Below are 17,850 nucleotides of genomic sequence, written 5' to 3'. Positions count from 1 at the left end.
GCCGCGGGGAGCCGATGTCGTTGACCCCGGCGTCGCGCGCGAGATCGCCGCCGGACTGGTCGCCCGACGGACGGCGGTCTTCGATGCCGCCGCGGTGGTTTGCCGTGTCGCCGAACGCCTGGTGGTTGCCGCCGCCCATCATCGAGCGGATGCTGCTGGCCAGCAGTGAACCGCCGACCACGCCGGCCGCGGCCGCCGCCGCGGTGCCGAGGAACGAGCCGCCACCGCCGCCGAACGGAGGCTGTTGCTGCTGCGGCGCGCCGCCATAGGGCTGAGGCTGGCCATAGCCGGGCTGATTGTACTGGCCGGGCGCCTGGCTCTGCTGCAGCACCTGGCCGCTATTCCAGGTCGGGCGGCTGGCCATGTCGGGCGCGCGAACGTTCGGCACCGAACCATGCGACGAGCCCTGCGGCTGGTTCTGTCCGAAGATCGCATCGCGCATCGAATCGAGGAACCCGCCGGATTGAGCCTGTTGACCCGACGTCGCTGCTTCCAATTCCTGAATGCGCAGGTCGGCGCGCTTCAGCGCCTCGTCCTGCACCAGCGCGGTCTGCACCAGCGCATAGACTGCATTGGGCGCGTTGCGCAGGCCCTGCATGATCGCCGACATCGCCTCCGGATCGCGCTTGGCGCTTTCCAGCTTGGTCAGCCGGTCGAAAAGATCGTCAATCAGTTGGCGTTCTTGCGGTGTCATGGCCCTCTCCCTCGCGTCGGGTAGACGCGCGGGCAAGATGTAGGGCGGGCTTTGCGTCGCAAGTAGTGGGCGGCCAAATTAAATTTTGGTATGCGACAAAACGCCGGGCACGTTTCTTGAATGTTGTCAGCTCTTAAATGGCGTCAGCCCAACGTAACTTTATTCGCCGCCAGCAATGTCGCGAAAAGGTCACTTGCGAGATACGCATGTTCCGCCTCGCGCTGGGTGGTCAGGGGATCGAGGCTTCTAAGCGTTTCATCGACAAAGCCGGGATGGCACATCACGAGCCCGCCCTCCGGCAGCCCTTCGAGGAACTGCCCCATCAGCACGCCGAAATCGGGCGCGCTCGAAAAATCATAGGCACCGGCGAAGGCCGGGTTGAACGGGATTTTGGCGCTGGTCGCGCGCTTGCGGAATTGCGCACTGAGGACGTCGAGCACGAGCGCCTTCGGCGCGCCGAGCCGTTGGCCGAGGGGCTTGAGGCGTCCGCCCTGGCGGACCCAGGCGTCGGGCGCCGCCTCCTTGACCGCGCGCAGAAAGCCATCGCGCACCCCGGGAAAGAGCTGCGCGTGCTGATGGCCGTCGACGAAGTCGGGCGCGCGGCCGAACAACTCCTTGAAGGTCGCGAGCTGCGCCAGCAATTCGTCTTCGATCAGGCCTTTGTCGATCCGCCGCAACAGGCCGGCGCGCAGCAATTTTGGAAACGGCAGAAACAGGCCGCCGTCGACGGGGCGAAAGTGCATCGTCAGCGGACGAAACGGCGCGGTCAGCGTCGCGTGCAGCCCGATCGCGCAGCGCGGGCTCTTCGCCGCGACCTCCTGCAACGCAGCGACTTCAGCACGGCCGATCGCCGGCCCCACCACCATGACAGAGGTGGCATTGAGACGGCCGCGCGAGATCAGATCGCGGATGGCGCGGTTGACGCCTTCGGCCAGCCCGTAATCGTCGGCGCACAGCCAGATCCGGCGCGGCGGCGCGGCATCGTTCATTCGGCGGCGGTCCGCTCAGTGCTGGCCGTCGTCTCGCCATCGGCGCGCTTTTCGGAATGCTCGGCAACGAAGTAGATCGGACGTGCCTTCAGCTCGGAGAGGATCTTGCCGATATATTCGCCGACGATGCCGATCATGATGAGCTGCACGCCGCCGATCGTCATCATGCCGATCATCAGCGAGGGATAGCCGGGGACCTGCTTGCCGGTGGTCCAGACTTCCCAGAGAATGGTCAGGCCGAACAGGAAGGCGGTGATGGCCAGCAGCACCCCGAGCAGGCTGGCAAAGCGCAGCGGCGCCACCGAGAACGACGTCAGTCCCTCGATCGACAGGCCGATCAGCCGGCCCGGGCTGAACGTGGTGACGCCATGCGCGCGCGGCGCCGGCTCGTAATCGACGCGGATCTGGCGGAAGCCGATCCAGTTCGACAGGCCCTTGAAGAAGCGGTTGCGCTCGGGCAACTGGCGGAGCGCGGCGGCTGCGCGCGGCGACAGCAGGCGGAAATCGCCGGCGTCCTCCGGGATCTTCTGCCGGGCGCCCCAATTGATCAGCGCATAGAAGCCGTGCACTGACTGGCGGCGCAGGAACGATTCATTGTCGCGATGTGCCTTCGCCGTATAGACGACGTCGTAACCGTCATCGATCCAGTGCGAGACCAGCTTTTCGACCATATCAGGCGGATGCTGGCCGTCGCCGTCCATGAACAGGATCGCGCCGAGGCGGGCATGGTCGAGGCCCGCCATCAGCGCGGCCTCCTTGCCGAAATTGCGCGACAGCGACACCACCTGGACGTCGAGCGCATCGGCGGCCAACGTGCGCGCGATGACAAGCGTGTTGTCGGCGCTGCCGTCGTCGACATAGACGACCTCGCTGGCCAGCCCGTAGCGCGCCTTCAGCGTCCCGGCGAGGCCGATCAGCCGCTCGTGCAGCAAAGCGAGCCCCGCCGCCTCGTTGTACAGCGGCACGACGATCGACAGCCCCTTGGCCGCCGCGCTGGTGGCGGTGGTCGTCAGGCGGGAAACGTCAGAGCCGAGCGTCATCGATCAGGTCCCAGTTGGTGCTCCAGAACAGCATATGCTACTTGGCCCCGGCTGTCGCAACGATGAACGAAACGGCAGCCTTATTGCCGCAGGAACGCCTCGAGCTTGGCGAATAAGGGGTTTTCGCGGTCGAGCACATAATCCAGCGAGGCGATCGAGACCGTGTCGGCGCCGTGCTCACGCAGGAAGCTGCCGAGCGCGTAGAGATGCACGGGCGGGCAGTGCAGCGTGAGCATGCCCGACGAGGTCGGCCCGCCGAACGGCGCCACCACGCCGAACCGGTTATGCGCCTCGTTAAGCAGCGCCTCGTTGCAGCCGGCGAAACGGGTGCGGACTTCACGATATTTGCTGGCCCGCGCCCGCGCGGCGATGTGGTCGAGGATGACGCGCGCGGTCTCGCGGGCTTCCGTCGACCAGTCGGCCTCGCGGGACGCCACGAGGTTGGCCTGGCTGCGCAGGATCACGCCGTCGTCGAGCACCTTCAGCCCGTTGGCGGCGAGCGTCGCGCCTGTCGTCGTGATGTCGACGATCATTTCGGCGGTGCCGACCGCGGGCGCGCCTTCGGTGGCGCCGGCGCTTTCGACAATGCGGTAGTCGACTACGCCATGGGCGGCGAAGAAGTTGCGCGTCAGGTTGATGTATTTGGTCGCGACCCGCATCCGTCGGTTGTGCTGGGCGCGGAAGCCGGTGGTGACGTCGTCGAGATCGGCCATGGTGCGGACATCGATCCAGGCCTGCGGCACCGCGACCACGACATTGGCGCTGCCGAAGCCGAGGCTGTCGATCAACAGCACGCGCTTGTCGGCATCGGGGATGCTTTCGCGCAACAGATCCTCGCCGGTGACGCCGAGATGCACCATGCCGCGCGCGAGCTGGGAAGCGATTTCGCTGGCCGAGAGATAGGCGATCTCGACATTGTCGAGGCCCGCAATGGTGCCGCGATAGTCGCGCGCCCCACGCGGCTTCGCCAGCGAAAGGCCGGCGCGGGTGAAGAACGCCTCGGCGTTTTCCTGCAGGCGGCCCTTGGAGGGAACGGCGAGAACGAAGGGGGCGGTCATGCGGCGCTCCCTTGCGAGGCACCTTGGCCGTATTGCGTCAAGGCTTCGATCCAGACCGAGAATCCAACTGCCGGGATCGGCGTCGGTGAGCCGAGCTGCGTCATCAGCCCGTCATAGCGTCCACCTCCCACCAGCGGTTCGACGCCGTTGCCCTTCTTGTGCAGCTCGAATTCGAAGCCGGTGTAATAATCGAGCCCGCGGCCGAACGAGGTGGAGAAGCGCACCAGTTTGGCGTCGATGCCGCGCGCGGCCATGAAGCCTATGCGGCTTTCGAGCTGGTCGATCGCGGCCGCCAGATCAAGCCTGGCGTCTCGGGCCAGCGCGCGCAGTTGCGCCACCGATTCATCGGGGTCGCCGGCAACCGCGAGGAAGCGCTTGATGATGTCGAGCGCGTCGTGCGGCAGCGCGCCGCCTTTCAACGTCGATTGTTCGAGGAATCGGTCGGCGATTTCGGCAACCGTGCGTCCGCCGACATTGGTGGTGCCGGCGATCGACATCAGGTCGGTCACCAGCGCCAGCGCCGCCTTGCGGTCGGAGCCGGCCAGCGCCGCCAGCACGCCCTCATATTCGTTGCGGCCCGGCGCGGTCGAAAGCGTCAACCGCTCGATGTCCTCGGTGAGGCTGACCTTGCGGCTGAAATCCTTGATCAGCCGCCGCCGCCACACCGGATAGAGATCGAGCGCATCGATCAGCGCGTTGAACAGCGCGACGTCGCCGGTGCGGATTTCGACATCCTTCAATCCGAAGGCCGAGGTCGCCTCCAGCGCCAGCGCCAGCATTTCCGCGTCCGCCGCGGCGCGATCCTGCCGGCCAAAGGATTCGATGCCGGCCTGCAGGAACTCGCTCGGCTGGCCGCCGCGATAGCGGAACACCGGCCCGAGATAGGAAAAGCCCGCCGGCTGCCCGGCGCGCCCGGACGCGAGATAATCCCGCGCCACCGGAATGGTGAGGTCCGGCCGCAGGCAGAGTTCCTCGCCGGAGGCGTCGGTGGTCAAATAGAGGCTCTTGCGGATGTCCTCGCCGGAGAGGTCGAGAAACGGCTCGGCCGGCTGCAGGATGGCCGGATGCGCCTGGACGTAGCCGCCTTGTGCAAACGACAATAGCAGCGCGTCCGCCCAGGCGGCGGATCCGGCAGCACCTTTGACGGCAGCGGTCGCGGTCATTTTACGTCCAAATGCCCGGAAAACCCGGGTTCCAGGTTAGTTTTAGAGCCTGCTCGGGGTTCCGGGGCTCGTCGGCGCAGGCCTTAGCATGGCCGGGGCGGCGTTTCGACTGGGATCGGCCAACTGAATTAATGGGCGGTGGCTTAACCGGTTAGCTCTTCGTTGACTATCCCGGCGTCCGCCAATCGCCGAGCGCCGCCTGCACCAGCGCCAGCGCCGCTACGGCGGCGGTATCGGCGCGCAGGATCCGGGGGCCCAAAGACAGTCGCAGCGTCCTGGGCTGCCGCAGCAGCAGCGCCCGTTCTTCCTCGGCAAATCCGCCCTCGGGACCGATCAACACGTCGATGCCGGAGGCTGCGGCTTGCACCGCCTGGAGCGCTTGCACCGGGCCGGCGACGTCGCTCGCCTCGTCGCAGAATATCAGGAGCCGCGCCGGGTCGCGCTTGTCGAGAAAGCGGTCGAGCGCAACCGGCTCGGCGACTTCAGCCAGACTGAGTATCCCGCATTGCTCGGCGGCTTCGATGACATTGGCGCGCATCCGCTCGCCATTGACCCGCGAGACCTGGGTGTGCCGCGTGAGGACCGGCTGCAGGCTCGATGCCCCCATCTCGACCGCCTTCTGCACCATGTAGTCGAGGCGGGCGTGTTTCAGCGGCGCGAAGACGTAGGCGATGTGGGGCAGGCGATCCTGCCGCCGCGTCCGGGCTGCGATGATCAAACCGTCCGGCCGTTTGCGGCCCTCGATCGCCGCCCGCCATTCGCCGTCGCGGCCGTTGAACACCAGGATGGTGTCGCCCGCCGAAAGCCGCAGCACATTGCCGAGATAATTGCTCTGGTTGCGTTCCAGCGCGACTCTCTCGCCCTCCCGCAAGGGGGCGTCGACGAACAGGCGAGGGGCGTGAAAATCAAGGTCAGGCATATGTGATTGTTCCGTTTCGCGCCGGTCTTAGCCTATAAAGGCCAATAATCGGAACCTTGCTTCGGATTGGAAGACATTGGGCCGCAAGACCTCGTCGGAGAAGCTCTTGATAATCCGCCTGCTTGTATCGCTGATCATTGCGGTCGTAACGATCCTCGTGGACCAGGCCCATGCCCAGCCGTCGGAGCCCCCCGGCACGCTGAGCGGAACATTCGTGGTGCCGCCATCGAGTGAACTGGCGGCTGCTTGCCACAAGGGTTTCGCCCCGTTGCGCGACGAAGCGGAGAGACGCGGCAGACTGGTCAAGGCGGCGAGCGAGCGCAAGGCGCCTCGGGACGAGGCCTGCCAACTGATCGGAAGCTTCCGCGAAGCCGAGCTCAGGATGATCAGATATGTCGACGCCAATTCGGCCAAATGCGGATTGCAGGACATCGCCACGCGGCTCAAGGCCGGCCGCGCGAAGACCGAGGAGATGCACAGGCGGCTCTGCGCGGTACCCGGGGTCTGATGATAGCGTCGAGCTGCCCTCGACCGGAATGCGCTGGGGGAGAAGCCGTTGATCATCCGCCGCCTGATTGTGGGACTAATCTTTGCCGCCGCGACGCTCCACGTCGGGCAAGTATTCGCGCAAGCCACGTTCCCAGCGCCACTCCCCGGCCAGACCGAGGCGACAGCCGGCAACAGCGCGCCGATTATTGCGAGCCCTGCGTTCGGCGGCGGGCCAGTGCAGCCATCAGGTGATCGCCTCGATATCTGCATGAAAGGGTTCGTTCCCCTGCGCGAGGAAGCCGAGAAGCGCAGCAAGCTGATCAAGGCCGCAAGCGACCGCAGGGCGCCGCCGGACGAAGCCTGCAAGCTGATCGGCAATTTCGGCCAGGCCGAATTGAAGATGATCAAATATGTCGAGGCCAGCGCGGCCAGATGCGGGACTGCGCCGCAGACCATCGAGCAGCTCAGGAACGGCCACAGGAACACAGAGAAGATACAGAAGCAGGTTTGCGCGGTCGCTCAGCAGCGCACGTCAGGGGGTCCACGCCCGAACGAAGTGCTGGGGCCCGGCGATTTCTGGCCCGCATCCGCTCCGTTTCCCAACTAGGCTTTGCGACCTGGATGAAACGCATCGCGATCGGCTGCAGCCGAACATGCGCTGCGCCCGGGCGCGAAAGCCAAGTTCAGGCATATTTGATTTCCAATCCGCGCCCTTTTTAGCCCAAAGAGCCAGAATCAGGAGCAATATTGCGCTCCCGACGCGGTCCCGCGCCGCGCTGCTGCCCCAATCAACGGGTTGTTAAGGGGCGGCAGGAATCGTAAAAAGTGCCCATCGTAAGATCTGCTTCGTTCGGAAGCCGTTGGGGCTGCCTGGACCTTGCCGGAGAAATACCTTTGATGATCCGCCGCCTGATTGTGCCGCTGACCGCTGCCTTGGTGACCGTTCACGCCGGACACGTGTTTGCGCAAGGCGCATTTCCGGCGCCATTGCCCAACCAGAGCGCCGCACCCGCGAATTCGCCGTTTCCGCCGGTCAATGGTGCCGCGCCGTCGGCAACGGTCGGCGCGCCGTCGCCATTCCCCTCGCAGGGTGCCGCCCCGGTTTCAGGCGGATTCAGCGGGCCGCCGCCGCAGGCCAGCGGCCCGGCGGACGCCTGCATGAAGGGTTTCGTTCCCCTGCGCGAGGAAGCCGAGAAGCGCGGCAAGATGATCAAGGCCGCGAGTGATCGCAAGGCGCCGCCGGATGAGGCCTGCAAGCTGATCAAGAATTTCGGCGCGGCCGAAGTGAAGATGATCAAATATGTCGAGACCAATTCCGCCAAATGCGGAATTCCGCCGCAGATCGCCGACCAGCTCAAGAACGGCCACAAGAACACCGAGAAGATGCAGAATCAGGTCTGTGCCGTTGCGCAGCAGGCGGCAACGCGAGGACCGGCCGGCCCGAGTCTCAGCGAAGTGCTCGGCTCCTCGGCGGCCCTGCCCGAGGCGCAAGCCGTGAAGAAGGGCGGCAGCACCTTCGATACGCTGAACGGCAACGTTCTCTCGCGATGACCCCGATCAGATGAGTGCCGCGACCGCCCGAGTTGCCGATTCGACAGGCAACTGGGTCGATACGCATGCGCCGCTCTGGTTGCGGCCCTATTTGCGGCTTTCCCGTTTCGACCGCCCGATCGGATCGTGGCTGTTGCTGATGCCGTGCTGGTGGTCGGCGGCGCTCGCCGCCGGCATCGCACGCGACGTCTCGTCGTTGCCGCTCGTGATCGCGCTGTTCTTCATTGGCGCCTTCGTCATGCGCGGCGCCGGCTGTGCCTGGAACGATATCACCGACCGCGACCTCGACGCCAGCGTCGAGCGCACGCGCTCGCGGCCGCTGCCCGCCGGACAGATCAGCGTGACGCAGGCGCTCGCCTTCCTGGTGCTGCAGGCGCTGATCGGCTTGGCGGTGCTGCTGCAGTTCAACCGCTTCGCGATCCTGACCGGCATCGCTTCGCTCGTCATCGTCGCGATCTATCCCTTCATGAAGCGCATCACCTGGTGGCCGCAGGTCGTGCTGGGGCTCGCCTTCTCCTGGGGCGCGCTGATGGGGTTTGCCGTCACGCTCGGCCGGATCGATTTGACCGCGGTCGTGCTCTACGCCGGTTCGATCAGCTGGGTGATCGGCTACGACACGATCTACGCGCACCAGGACGCGGAGGACGACGCACTGATCGGCATCAAGTCCACCGCACGCCTGTTCGGCGAGCGCACCCATCTCGCGCTTTCGGTGTTCTACCCGGTCGCAGTAGTGCTCATTGGTATCGCGCTGGCGCTCGGCGGCGCGCGCTGGCCGGCCTGGATCGGCTTGATCGCATTCGCTGCGCATCTGGTCTGGCAGATCAGGCGATTGGACATCCGCGATGGCGCGCTGTGCCTGCGCCTCTTCAAATCCAACCGCGACGCTGGGTTGCTGCTGTTCGCGGGCTTGTTGGTCGATGCCGTGATGCGTTCGATTACGTAGGGTCGGCAAAGGAGCGTCAGCGACGTGCCCACCATCTAACACCAAACACGCTTCCAAATGGTGGGCATGCTTCGCTTTGCCCACCCTGCGACAGCGCGTTCTGCATCAGTCCGATTGGACGACAGGGCACAAAGACGACGATCACGATCCAGACGACGACGTGCGGAAATCGTTCGGCGCATTAGCAAGGACCCGGCATCACTTGGATCAGTAATCAGCTGCACAACGGCGCTCTGTGCGGGACGCGGTGTGACCCAAGGCATTTTTGATGCGACGGGTGACCGTCTGGCAAGTAAGGCCGCCCTCGTCGGTCATCCTGCGGGTGACGCTCCGTTGGTTGCCGAAGGCGTCGGTGCCGCTCCGTGTATCGGTAACCGAACCATCGGAATTGCGGATGCGGGTGATGCTCCGTTTGTTGCCGAAGGCGTCGATGGTGGTCCGTGTCTCGCTAACCGAACTACCAGCAAACCTTTGAGCCGAAGCGGTTCCGGCACACGCGAGAGAGATAGTCAGANGCGGCGGCAAGAACTGCAAGGGTCTTCATGACTACGCTCCTTTCCTTTCGGTNTTTCGCCCTTTCCCGCGTTAACCGTCTCACGTTCTCAACCTTGTGCCCTGTGACCCTTCTCACAATTTAGGCGTTTATTTTGTCCGCAGCTCAGCGGCAGCGCTACCATCATCGCAGCGGCGGCATGAACTCGCGTTCGACGATCAGATCGCGCCGTTCGCGGTCAAGTCCGGCGGGCGTTGCGCGGGTCTGCACCAGTTCGACGCGCAACCACGCCAGATGTTCGCGCTCCCGCGCCTTGAACAGCTCATGGCGCTGCTCGCGGCTCAGCCCGACGGGCTTGCTCCAAACCAGCTGGATGAAGGTGATCTGATCCTCTTCCGGTATCCACACCGGGCTTTGCCGTTCTCGATGGCAATCGCCGTCATCTCGGCAACAGATCGATCCACCCTTGTTCGGAGACCGTGGGTGCAACGCACCCGGCCTTCCATGCGCCCTCCGAACAACAGGGCGAGAAAGTTTCAGGCAAACCTCGGACAGTTGATGTCGCGAGATCGCGAAGGTGTATCCACACCATTGCGAGCGCAGCGAAGCAATCCATCTATCCACTTGTCGAGGCATGGATTGCTTCGCTTCGCTCAAAATGACGAAGTGAAACTCAATTCCGCGCGATGATCTCGCGCTCGTCGCGATGGACAGTCTCGGTATTGTCGAGATTACCGAGCCGTCGGCGCACCAGGAATTTCGGGCGGCGGGCGCGGACGGCGTTGCGGCGGCGGCGGCGGGCGGCCGGCTCGCGATCGTCGTCTTCCGCGAGCAGCGGCAGCGCGAAGATGTCGCTCCACATCTGCCAGGCGGAGGCGATCTCCTCGGCATCGGAGCTCACGCACAGCGGAATGTTCAGCGAGGGATCGCGATGCGCCAGCACCAGCATCTGCGCGTCGTCGTCGAGGCCGCGCAATGCGACGCCGAGAAAGTCGCTGACGCGGACGTTGATGGCCATCCGCATGCCCTTGACGGCACGGTGCAGCACGACACGTTCGCGATGAAGTTCGATTTTCCGCACGCCGCCGTCCGCACGGGTGTCGTGCGCCTGGAAGCTNAGGGTCGAGCCGCATGACACGGCTCGACCCGGCGGGATTGATCCCGCTTGTTGCTGTTTGACGCCTCACGGCTCTCATCTCCCCGCCGGGATTATGTTCCCGGTCGATACGCGAGACCTTAGCGGAAGCGTTTCCGTTTCGCCTTAAAAAGCCTGGTTAAGGAGATGTCACCTGGCCTGGATCTTCCCGCATGATTGACAAGACCTTGGCGCGAATGATTGACGAGACCTTGCGCTGATAGCGAAAATGTTTGGTATTTGGCAGCGCAAAATGCTTGAAATGCCCGTGATTCCGGCACATCTGAAGGCCTTGGCGATTGGCGCCCTAAAGCCCCCTCCATGTCAGGGATTTTATTTGTGAACTCTTCACCATCCAGCACTTCGCCGCTTTCCAAAGCCCCCGCAGCCACCGACCTGTTCGATCAATCGGCGCTCTCGACGCTGGCGCAGCGCCTGGTCGAGGCTGCCAGGCGCGCCGGCGCGGATGCCGCGGACGCGGTTGCGGTGCGGGGCGTTTCGCAGGGCGTCGAAGTGCGCGACGGCCGGGTCGAGGAATCCGAGCGTTCCGAAGGCGACGATGTCGGCCTGCGCGTGCTGGTCGGCCAGCGCCAGGCGGTGGTCTCGACCAACGATATTTCCGGCGACGGCGTTGCGAAGCTCGCCGAGCGGGCGGTGGCGATGGCCCGCGTTGCGCCTGACGACAAATATGTCGGCCTTGCCGATCCTTCGCTGCTGGCGCGCGACTTCGCCGATCTCGATCTGCTCGACCGCACGGTTCCGACGACAAGTGAACTGGAGCGTCGCGCTTGCGAAGCGGAAGCCGCGGGCCTTGCGGTCAAGGGCGTGACCAAGTCGGGCGGCGCGTCCGCCTCGAGCGGCATCGGCGGCATGGTGCTGGTGACCTCGACCGGCTTCCACGGCTCGTATTTGCGCTCCAGCCACGGCATCTCGATGACCGCGATCTCGGGCGAGGGCACCGGCATGGAGCGCGATTACGATTTCACCTCGGCCCCGCACACCTCCGATCTCGATTCTCCCGAAAGCGTCGGCCGCAGGGCAGGCGAGCGCACCGTGGCGCGCGCCAATCCGCGCAAGGTCGAGACCTGCAAGGTGCCGGTGGTGTACGATCCGCGGGTAGCGGGATCGCTGGTCGGCCATCTCGTCGGCGCCATCAACGGCGCCTCGATCGCGCGCAAGACCAGTTTTCTGAAAGACCGGATGGGCGAGCAACTGTTCGCGAAGAATATCCGCATCATCGATGACCCCTTGCGCGTGCGCGGCCTGCGCTCGCAAACCTTCGACGCCGAGGGCGTAACGGTGAAGAAGACCGCGCTCATCGACGAGGGCGTGCTGACCACCTGGCTGCTCGATTGCGCCACCGCGCGCGAACTCGGGCTGGTCACGACCGGGCATGCCCATCGCGGCGTCTCGTCCTCGCCGTCGCCGGGTTCGTACAATCTGCATCTGGAGGCCGGCGCGATGACGCCGAAGGAACTGATCTCCGACATCAAGCAGGGTTTTTACGTCACCGACCTGATCGGCTCCGGCGTCAACGGCGTGACCGGCGATTACAGCCGCGGCGCCTCCGGCTTCTGGATCGAGAACGGCGAGATCACTTATCCCGTCAGCGAGGTGACGATCGCGGGGCATCTGCTGGCGATGTTCAATTCGCTGGTTCCCGCCAACGATCTGGAATTCCGCTACGGCGTCAACGCGCCGACGCTGCGCATCGAGGGCCTGACGCTTGGCGGACGCTGATACCGCCGACCGGATCTGGGCGCGCGACGCCGCGCTGCTGCAGGACACCGTGCGCGAGGCCGGTGCGCTGGCGCTATCGCTGTTCCGCACCGAATTGAAGAACTGGATCAAGGGCGCCTCGTCGCCGGTCTCCGAAGCCGACATCGCCGTCAACGACCTCGTCGAGCAGCGGCTGCGCGCGGCGACGCCGGATTATGGCTGGCTGTCGGAAGAGAGCGTCGATGACGACGAGCGTCTCGGCAAGGAACTGGTCTGGATCGTCGATCCGATCGACGGCACCCGCGCCTATCTCGCCGGCCGTGAGGACTGGTGCGTCAGCGTGGCGCTGGTGGCGGGAGCGGACCCGGTGCTGGCCGCGGTGTTTGCGCCCGTCAGCGACGAATTCTTCTTCGCCATCCGCGGCCAGCGCACCACCTGCAACGACAGGCCGGTGCGCGCGACCGCAGGAACGGAGCTGGATTTTTCTCGCATGGCCGGCCCGAAGCCGCTGGTACAGCGGCTGAGCGCGTCACCGGATGAGATCACGCTGCATCCGCGGATCGGGTCGCTGGCGCTGCGGCTGTGCCGGGTTGCCGACGGCAATCTGGATGCCGCCTTTGCGGGCGGTCAGAGCCGCGACTGGGATCTTGCTGCGGCGAATTTGATCGTGCAGGAAGCGAATGGTAGAATGACCGCGCTCTCGGGGGATGCGATTGAGTATAATCGCCGGGAGGTGGTGCACGGGGTGCTGGTGGCGGCGGGACACGATCGACATGCGCGCATTGTCGAGCATTTCCGCAATCATCGGTTGCCCTGAATCGGTCCAAATCCGCGCCACAAATCATCCCGTCCACCCCGCGATATACGTTGTCGCTCTTGCTTGCCGGGCATCTCGTTAGGAAAGACCATTCATGCCAGATAGTGCCCCGCAGCAATTGCTGCATCTCGTCATCGGCGGCGAGTTGACCGATCTCGAACACGTCACGTTCAAGGACCTCGACCAGGTCGACATCGTCGGCGTGTATCCCAATTACGCATCCGCTCTCGCGGCCTGGAAGGCGAAGGCGCAGCAGACGGTGGACAACGCCCACATGCGCTATTTCGTAGTTCACCTCCACCGGCTGCTCGATCCAGGTCAAGACGCGAAGTAATCCAGTTGAAACGTCTCATTCGCGATTTGCTGCGCAGCACCTTCGTTCAGCGCGCGCTGGGTGTGCTCGCGGCCGAATATTTGCGGTTGGTCTGGCTGACCAATCGCTTCAGCTATGAGCCGGCCGACGTCTATGAGCGGGTCGAGCCGGAGATGCCGGCGATCTTCGCGTTCTGGCATGGCCAGCACTTCATGACGCCGTTCATCAAGACCAAGGAGACCTATCGCGCCAAGGTCCTGATCTCGCGGCATCGCGACGGCGAATTCAACGCCATCGCCGCCGAACGGCTCGGCATTGGAACCATCCGCGGCTCCGGCGATCATGGCGGCGCCTTTCATCGCAAGGGCGGCGTCGGCGCGTTCCGGGAAATGGTGCAGGCGCTCACGGACGGTTGGAACGTCGCCACCACCGCCGACGTACCGAAGCGCGCGCGGGTGGTGGGGCTTGGCGTCATCATGCTGGCGCGCGAATCAGGCCGGCCGATCATGCCGTTTGCGATGGTGACCAGCCGCTTCATCCGGTTGAAGAACTGGGACTCTACCACCATCAATTTGCCATTCGGACGCGGCGCCTTGGTAGGCATTGAACATGTGTACGTGCCGCCGGATGCCGATGCCGAGACTATGGAAAAGTTGCGTCTTCAGGTAGAAGACTATCTGAACGAAGCGACCCGTCGCGCCTACAAGGCGGTCGGGCGTCCGGAGGCCGCTCTTGGCTAATTCGCTGCCGATGACGTTGCGCGTCTACCGCAGTCTTTCGTCCGCCATGGTGCCATTGTCGCCTGCGTTGATCAGCCGGCGGTTGAGGCTTGGCAAGGAAGACCCGGCGCGGGTCGGCGAGCGGCGCGGCTTGAGCGCCGATGTTCGCCCCGCGGGACCGCTGGTGTGGATTCACGGCGCCAGCGTCGGCGAAGTGCTGGCGGCGGCGGCGCTGATCGAGCGGCTGCGGGCCTTGAACCTGCGCATCCTGCTGACCTCGGGCACGGTGACGTCGGCTGCGATCGTCGCCAAGCGGTTCCCGCCCGATGTCATCCACCAATACGTACCTTACGACTCGCCGCGCTACGTCGCGCGATTCCTCGATCACTGGCGGCCCTCGCTGGCGATGTTCATCGAGTCCGACCTGTGGCCGAATCTGATTCTGTCGAGCGCCGCGCGGCGGCTGCCGATGGTGCTGATCAACGGCCGAATGTCGCAGCGCTCGTTTCCGCGCTGGCAGCGGGTCCAGGGAACCATCTCGGCGCTGCTCGGCAAGTTCGATGTCTGCCTGGCGCAGTCGCAGACCGATGCCGATCGCTTCACCGCGCTCGGAAGCCACAACGTCATCGTCACGGGAAACCTCAAGCTCGACGTTCCCGCGCCGCCGGCCGACGGCAACAAGCTGGATATGCTGATGTCGATGACGCGCGGCCGGCCGGTCGTGGTCGCGGCCTCCACGCATCCCGGCGAGGAAGAGATCCTGACCGAAACCCACCGGACGCTCGCCGGATTCTTTCCGAAGCTGTTGACCGTGATCGTGCCGCGGCATCCCGATCGCGGCGAGGCCATCGCGCGCATGATCGCAGCTTCAGGCCTCAATCCGACCCTGCGCTCGCACGAGGATTTGCCGACCGCCACGACCGACATCTATGTCGCCGATACCATGGGCGAACTGGGGCTGTTCTATCGGCTGGCGCCGATCGTGTTCATGGGCGGATCGCTGGTCGAGCATGGCGGGCAGAATCCGATCGAGGCGATCAAGCTCGGTGCCTCGGTCGTCCACGGCCCCCACGTCTTCAACTTTACCGACGTCTATGAAGCCCTCGATTCCGCCGGCGGTGCGCGGCGCGCCGATACGCAGGAAGCGCTGGTGAAGCAGTTCGGGCAGATGCTGGCCGATGCCAAGGCGCGCGAAGCCGTGCTCACCGCGTCCGAGCGCGTGGTCGGGCAGCTCGGCGGCGCGCTGGAGCGAACGCTCTCCGCGCTCGAGCCGTATCTGCTGCAATTGCGGATCGAGATGGGAGCCGCCAATGCGTGAGCCGGCCTTCTGGCACGGCCCGGCTTCACTCAACGCGCATCTATTGAAACCGATCGGCGCGCTCTATGGCGCCATCGCCGCAAGGCGCCTGCAGCACCAGGGATTGAATGCCGGCATTCCGGTACTCTGTGTTGGCAACTACCACGTCGGCGGCGCCGGCAAGACGCCGACCGTGCTGGCGCTGGCGAAACTACTGGGTGAACTCGGCGAGACGCCGATCGTGCTGAGCCGCGGCTATGGTGGTAAGTTACGCGGGCCGGTCAGGGTCGATGCTGCCAGGCACGCGGCTTCCGATGTCGGCGACGAACCGCTGATGCTGGCAAGCCACTTACCAATCGTCGTGTCGCGCAATCGCGCGGACGGCGTGCCATTGGCACGGGCGCACGGCGCGACCGTGATCCTGATGGACGATGGCTTCCAGAGTCCGGCGGTCGTCAAGGATGCGTCCCTGATCGTGATCGACAGCGTCCGCGGCATCGGCAATGGGCAGGTATTTCCCGCCGGCCCGCTGCGCGCGCCGCTGCGGCCGCAACTGGCGCGCACCGATGCGCTCATTGTCGTCGGTGACGGCACTGCCGCCGCCGCGGTGGCGGTCGAGATCGCAGCGCAGGGCAAGCCGGTATTGTCAGCGCATCTGAAGCCGGATGCGGCGGCGGTAGCGCAGCTTCGCGGTCGGCGCGTGCTGGCATTTGCCGGCATCGGCGATCCCGCGCGATTCTTCAACACGCTACGCGCCAGCGGTATCGATGTCGTTCAGCAGCGCGCTTTCGCCGATCATCATCCGTATTCACAGGGCGAGATCGAAGGCCTGATCGTCGACGCCAAACGCGACGGGTTGACGCTGGTAACGACGGAAAAGGATCTGTCGCGGTTGCGGCGCGGTGGAGTTTTGCCGGATTGGGCGAGAGAGATCGTGCCGTTCGCGGTGACGCTCGAATTCGACGACGCCGCGCTGTTGCGGAAATTCGTCGCCGACAGGTTATTCAAAGCGCGGGAGAGGAAAGAACCGTAGCCCGGATGGAGCGAAGCGAAATCCGGGAAATCGCGCGGCACTGACCCGGATTGCGCTTCGCTCCATCCGGGCTACTAGGCGATCCTAGCCCTGCGACTTCAGCGCGCCGGGAAAATGCCGCTGCAGCACCGCACTCGGCACCGAATAGGCCTCCTGCAGATCGACGCTCCAGTATTTCAATTCATCGAGCGGAATCCGCACGTCGGTGATGGCGCAGCGCACATAGGTTCCGGGCGAGATGACGCGGAAATCGCCATCGAGATACTGCACCTGCGCTTCGCCATGGCCCGAGGGACCGAATTTATTGAGCACCGTCAAACTCTCCGATGGGCCGATCCGGGAGGACTGGCCTTAAGTGTAATTTCCAAAATTCGATCTATCATAGATAGGTCGTACTGTCCGCCCCCGAAACCCACCGACTTGTGATGATTTTGTGTCCGGGCGCATGATAGCGTGAATTTTGCCGTGCCCGCAGCGTCATCCCGATACGACAGAGACCGATGCGCCTGTTGTCAGTAACGCTATTTCTGACGCTCCTCGCCGTGGCCTGCACGGCAAAAGCTGCGCCGTTGTTGGCGCCGCAGCAGGTCGATATCCCGGCGGCGGCCAGCCTGACGCTGCACGCGCAGCTCTACAAGCCCGCCGGGGAAGGGCCCTTTCCGACCGTGATTGCGCTGCACGGCTGCGGCGGATTGGGTGGGCAGTCCGAGCCGGTGCAGCCGCGCTACCGCGACTGGGCGGAGCAATTGCTGAAGACCGGCCACGCGGTGCTGCTGCCGGACAGCTATGGTTCGCGGGAATTCGGCCCGCAGTGCCGCGTCAAGGAGCGCCGCGTGCTGGCACGCCGCGAGCGCGTCGCCGATATCAACGCGACGCGGCAATGGCTGTTGCAGCAGCCCTGGGCCGCGCGTGACCGGATCAGCCTGATCGGATGGGCGAACGGCGCCAGCGCCGTGCTATGGGCGGTGCGCCCGCAATCCTTGTCGCGCAGTGCTGAACCGGACTTCCGCTCGGCCATCGCCTTCTATCCGGACTGCCGGGTCTCCTCCGGCCTCGGCTGGAGCACGCGCGTGCCGACGCTACTGCTGATCGGCGCGCAGGACGACGTCAGTTCGCCAGCAGCCTGCCGCCAGGTGGTGGAAGGGGCCCGCGGCCGCAGCGCGCTGGCGCAGATCGTGGTCTATCCCGGCGCAGCCCACGATTTCGACCGCGCCAACCTTCCACTGCGGGCGCTCGCGGGCTCCGACGCCGCGTTGCCCGAACGCGGCCATATCGGTACCGATGCGGACGCGCGCAAGGACTCGCAACGGCGCGTCACGGAGTGGCTGGCGCGCTAGAACAGACTTCCCTGATCAACCGGCTTGGCCACGCGCTTCGGCGCGGCCGGCTTCGCTTCGCGCGGCGCGGCCTTCGGCTCGCTCACGGCCGGCTCCGCGGCCTGAGGTCGATCCGCATCCGCGGTGGCGCCGACGCGG

General features: G+C 65.1%; 19 protein-coding genes and 2 pseudogenes. 11 read left to right on the top strand and 10 right to left on the bottom strand.

Going from position 1 to position 17,850, the window contains the following annotated elements; translation table 11 throughout:
- The 6 genes from CQ14_RS27125 to CQ14_RS27100 form a co-directional block, all read right to left on the bottom strand.
- Nucleotides 1-694, bottom strand: a 694-nt coding sequence (locus CQ14_RS27125; protein WP_245320544.1) for a DUF2076 domain-containing protein, incomplete at its 3' end; no start/stop codon positions are given.
- Nucleotides 695-837: 143 nt separating this feature from the next.
- Nucleotides 838-1,683, bottom strand: a complete 846-nt coding sequence (locus CQ14_RS27120) for a ChbG/HpnK family deacetylase (protein ID WP_057860892.1) — start codon at nucleotides 1,681-1,683, stop codon at nucleotides 838-840.
- Nucleotides 1,680-2,723: a glycosyltransferase family 2 protein gene (locus CQ14_RS27115; RefSeq protein WP_057860891.1), complete on the bottom strand. Its 1,044-nt coding sequence runs from the start codon at nucleotides 2,721-2,723 to the stop codon at nucleotides 1,680-1,682. The genes CQ14_RS27120 and CQ14_RS27115 overlap by 4 nt, the downstream gene beginning before the upstream one ends.
- An 80-nt stretch (nucleotides 2,724-2,803) precedes the next feature.
- Entirely contained in the window at nucleotides 2,804-3,781 is a 978-nt protein-coding gene (gene hisG, locus CQ14_RS27110) for an ATP phosphoribosyltransferase (protein ID WP_057860890.1), read from the bottom strand.
- A complete protein-coding gene (locus CQ14_RS27105) occupies nucleotides 3,778-4,944 on the bottom strand; it encodes an ATP phosphoribosyltransferase regulatory subunit (RefSeq protein ID WP_057860889.1) in 1,167 nt (388 codons plus the stop codon). The genes hisG and CQ14_RS27105 overlap by 4 nt, the downstream gene beginning before the upstream one ends.
- Before the next feature lie 166 nt (nucleotides 4,945-5,110).
- On the bottom strand, nucleotides 5,111-5,863 hold the full coding sequence (locus CQ14_RS27100) for a 16S rRNA (uracil(1498)-N(3))-methyltransferase (protein ID WP_057860888.1): 753 nt from the start codon (nucleotides 5,861-5,863) through the stop codon (nucleotides 5,111-5,113).
- 106 nt (nucleotides 5,864-5,969) lie between these two features.
- On the opposite strand from CQ14_RS27100, the gene CQ14_RS27095 reads away from it, so the two are divergent.
- From CQ14_RS27095 to ubiA, 4 genes are all read left to right on the top strand, one after another.
- A complete protein-coding gene (locus CQ14_RS27095; RefSeq protein ID WP_156435479.1) occupies nucleotides 5,970-6,371 on the top strand; it encodes a hypothetical protein in 402 nt (133 codons plus the stop codon).
- Nucleotides 6,372-6,422: 51 nt separating this feature from the next.
- A complete protein-coding gene (locus CQ14_RS27090) occupies nucleotides 6,423-6,959 on the top strand; it encodes a hypothetical protein (protein ID WP_057861042.1) in 537 nt (178 codons plus the stop codon).
- 290 nt (nucleotides 6,960-7,249) lie between these two features.
- Nucleotides 7,250-7,903, top strand: coding sequence for a hypothetical protein (locus CQ14_RS27085; protein ID WP_057860886.1), 654 nt, complete (start codon nucleotides 7,250-7,252; stop codon nucleotides 7,901-7,903).
- Between the two features lie 10 nt (nucleotides 7,904-7,913).
- Nucleotides 7,914-8,849, top strand: a complete 936-nt coding sequence (gene ubiA, locus CQ14_RS27080) for a 4-hydroxybenzoate octaprenyltransferase (protein WP_057860885.1) — start codon at nucleotides 7,914-7,916, stop codon at nucleotides 8,847-8,849.
- Nucleotides 8,850-9,525: 676 nt separating this feature from the next.
- On the opposite strand, the gene CQ14_RS27075 is transcribed toward ubiA, so the two are convergent.
- From CQ14_RS27075 to CQ14_RS48355, 3 genes and pseudogenes are all read right to left on the bottom strand, one after another.
- The gene (locus CQ14_RS27075) at nucleotides 9,526-9,750 is read right to left on the bottom strand and encodes a hypothetical protein (protein ID WP_057860884.1); all 225 of its coding nucleotides are present in this window, start codon (nucleotides 9,748-9,750) and stop codon (nucleotides 9,526-9,528) included.
- 265 nt (nucleotides 9,751-10,015) lie between these two features.
- Nucleotides 10,016-10,459: pseudogene (locus CQ14_RS46825) on the bottom strand (DUF6101 family protein); the annotation flags it as partial.
- A 1-nt stretch (nucleotide 10,460) separates the two neighbouring features.
- Nucleotides 10,461-10,529 (bottom strand): annotated as a pseudogene (locus CQ14_RS48355) (DUF6101 family protein); the annotation flags it as partial.
- A 287-nt stretch (nucleotides 10,530-10,816) separates the two neighbouring features.
- Here CQ14_RS48355 and CQ14_RS27065 point away from each other — a divergent pair.
- The 6 genes from CQ14_RS27065 (at nucleotide 10,817) to lpxK (ending at nucleotide 16,375) form a co-directional block, all read left to right on the top strand.
- Nucleotides 10,817-12,217 carry a TldD/PmbA family protein gene (locus CQ14_RS27065; RefSeq protein ID WP_057860883.1) on the top strand — a complete coding sequence of 467 codons (1,401 nt, stop codon included), beginning with the start codon at nucleotides 10,817-10,819 and terminating at the stop codon, nucleotides 12,215-12,217.
- Nucleotides 12,204-13,013: an inositol monophosphatase family protein gene (locus tag CQ14_RS27060; protein ID WP_057860882.1), complete on the top strand. Its 810-nt coding sequence runs from the start codon at nucleotides 12,204-12,206 to the stop codon at nucleotides 13,011-13,013. Before CQ14_RS27065 ends, CQ14_RS27060 begins: the two co-directional genes overlap by 14 nt.
- Before the next feature lie 94 nt (nucleotides 13,014-13,107).
- Nucleotides 13,108-13,347, top strand: a complete 240-nt coding sequence (locus tag CQ14_RS27055) for a DUF4170 domain-containing protein (protein ID WP_057860881.1) — start codon at nucleotides 13,108-13,110, stop codon at nucleotides 13,345-13,347.
- Nucleotides 13,348-13,352: 5 nt separating this feature from the next.
- Nucleotides 13,353-14,066, top strand: a complete 714-nt coding sequence (locus CQ14_RS27050) for a lysophospholipid acyltransferase family protein (RefSeq protein ID WP_057860880.1) — start codon at nucleotides 13,353-13,355, stop codon at nucleotides 14,064-14,066.
- A 10-nt stretch (nucleotides 14,067-14,076) separates the two neighbouring features.
- The gene (locus tag CQ14_RS27045) at nucleotides 14,077-15,363 is read left to right on the top strand and encodes a 3-deoxy-D-manno-octulosonic acid transferase (protein ID WP_057860879.1); all 1,287 of its coding nucleotides are present in this window, start codon (nucleotides 14,077-14,079) and stop codon (nucleotides 15,361-15,363) included.
- Nucleotides 15,356-16,375 carry a tetraacyldisaccharide 4'-kinase gene (gene lpxK / locus CQ14_RS27040; RefSeq protein ID WP_057860878.1) on the top strand — a complete coding sequence of 340 codons (1,020 nt, stop codon included), beginning with the start codon at nucleotides 15,356-15,358 and terminating at the stop codon, nucleotides 16,373-16,375. Before CQ14_RS27045 ends, lpxK begins: the two co-directional genes overlap by 8 nt.
- Nucleotides 16,376-16,459: 84 nt before the next feature.
- On the opposite strand, the gene CQ14_RS27035 is transcribed toward lpxK, so the two are convergent.
- Complete coding sequence (locus CQ14_RS27035) at nucleotides 16,460-16,687, bottom strand: DUF2093 domain-containing protein (protein ID WP_057861041.1); 228 nt, start codon at nucleotides 16,685-16,687, stop codon at nucleotides 16,460-16,462.
- Between the two features lie 188 nt (nucleotides 16,688-16,875).
- Here CQ14_RS27035 and CQ14_RS27030 point away from each other — a divergent pair, with 188 nt between their 5' ends.
- Entirely contained in the window at nucleotides 16,876-17,712 is an 837-nt protein-coding gene (locus tag CQ14_RS27030) for a dienelactone hydrolase family protein (protein ID WP_057860877.1), read from the top strand.
- The last annotated feature ends 138 nt before the right edge of the window (nucleotides 17,713-17,850 follow it).

The sequence above is a fragment of the Bradyrhizobium lablabi genome, from assembly GCF_001440475.1.
Taxonomy (GTDB): Bacteria; Pseudomonadota; Alphaproteobacteria; order Rhizobiales; family Xanthobacteraceae; genus Bradyrhizobium; species Bradyrhizobium lablabi.
This window is presented reverse-complemented; position numbering and strand designations above follow the sequence as displayed.

What these genes read in the sequence shown, in the direction of transcription:
- CQ14_RS27120 (WP_057860892.1), bottom strand. Translation starts at nt 1,683, where the DNA reads ATGAACGATGCCGCGCCGCCGCGCCGGATCTGGCTGTGCGCCGACGAT.
- CQ14_RS27115 (WP_057860891.1), bottom strand. Translation starts at nt 2,723, where the DNA reads ATGACGCTCGGCTCTGACGTTTCCCGCCTGACGACCACCGCCACCAGC.
- hisG (WP_057860890.1), bottom strand. Translation starts at nt 3,781, where the DNA reads ATGACCGCCCCCTTCGTTCTCGCCGTTCCCTCCAAGGGCCGCCTGCAG.
- CQ14_RS27105 (WP_057860889.1), bottom strand. Translation starts at nt 4,944, where the DNA reads ATGACCGCGACCGCTGCCGTCAAAGGTGCTGCCGGATCCGCCGCCTGG.
- CQ14_RS27100 (WP_057860888.1), bottom strand. Translation starts at nt 5,863, where the DNA reads ATGCCTGACCTTGATTTTCACGCCCCTCGCCTGTTCGTCGACGCCCCC.
- CQ14_RS27085 (WP_057860886.1), top strand. Translation starts at nt 7,250, where the DNA reads ATGATCCGCCGCCTGATTGTGCCGCTGACCGCTGCCTTGGTGACCGTT.
- ubiA (WP_057860885.1), top strand. Translation starts at nt 7,914, where the DNA reads ATGAGTGCCGCGACCGCCCGAGTTGCCGATTCGACAGGCAACTGGGTC.
- CQ14_RS27055 (WP_057860881.1), top strand. Translation starts at nt 13,108, where the DNA reads ATGCCAGATAGTGCCCCGCAGCAATTGCTGCATCTCGTCATCGGCGGC.
- CQ14_RS27045 (WP_057860879.1), top strand. Translation starts at nt 14,077, where the DNA reads ATGACGTTGCGCGTCTACCGCAGTCTTTCGTCCGCCATGGTGCCATTG.
- lpxK (WP_057860878.1), top strand. Translation starts at nt 15,356, where the DNA reads ATGCGTGAGCCGGCCTTCTGGCACGGCCCGGCTTCACTCAACGCGCAT.
- CQ14_RS27030 (WP_057860877.1), top strand. Translation starts at nt 16,876, where the DNA reads ATGCGCCTGTTGTCAGTAACGCTATTTCTGACGCTCCTCGCCGTGGCC.